This window comes from Roseburia sp. OM04-10BH, assembly GCF_003462605.1.
In the GTDB taxonomy this organism is placed as follows: Bacteria; Bacillota; Clostridia; order Lachnospirales; family Lachnospiraceae; genus Roseburia_C; species Roseburia_C amylophila.
Map to the genome: position 1 here is coordinate 3,001 of NZ_QTZI01000028.1, position 845 is coordinate 3,845.

Here is an 845-nt window from a genome sequence, read left to right on the forward strand (position 1 = left end):
AGGAAATCTGGTTAATTTAAGGCATATTGAAAAAATAAAGGGTTTTATTATTTATATGGATAATGGAAAAGAACTCCAGATTGCGCAAAAGAGAAGCAGCGATTTTAGAGAAGAAGTAAATAAATTTTTGCAGAAAAATTCATAGGAGAAACGATGAATACGATTTTACTGATATTATGTAATGCTCTTTCCTGTTTTATCATAAGTACCATACTGTTCCAGTTTATGAATGGAAAGTATAAAAAGAGTAGTCAAAGTAGATATGTATATATTGTGGTTGAGACTGTCACAGTGATTTTTACAACCTGTATCAATATGCTCAATCATTCCATATTAAATTTGGTGGTCTGGGGCGTGTTGACGGGGATAATAGCATATGCTCTGTATTATGAGGATATGGATAAACCGTTAAGACGCATCATTGAATGTGAGGCATTGGTATTTTGCATGTCTGTTTGTGAATCATTAGGAGTGATTCTTTTACAATGTATTTTGCAGGCAGCAGATATAAAAAATGTGAATGAAACAATGCTTTACTGCCTTGAGGTAACATTTTCAAAAGTAATACTTATTTTTTTGTATTATACATTCATAAACAGGTTTGTGAAAAAGAGCGATATTCCTTATGCAAAGACAAGGTACATCATGTATGGAATTATACTCCTATACAATCTGATTAACATGGGTGTAATTGTAGAGAATTTTAAAAATGGAGAAGAAAATTATTTATGTGCAGTCAATATGGGGTGTATTGTTCTGGCAGATCTATACCTTTTATATTTTGTTAAAATGGCAGATGAAAAGAACTATTATGAAAAGCAGCTCATCGCTTTAGAGCAACAGGC

General features: G+C 32.0%; 1 pseudogene. It reads left to right on the forward strand.

The window, feature by feature from the left end:
• Positions 1–153 precede the first annotated feature (153 nt).
• Positions 154–845: pseudogene (locus DXB43_RS15855) on the forward strand (ATP-binding protein); the annotation flags it as partial.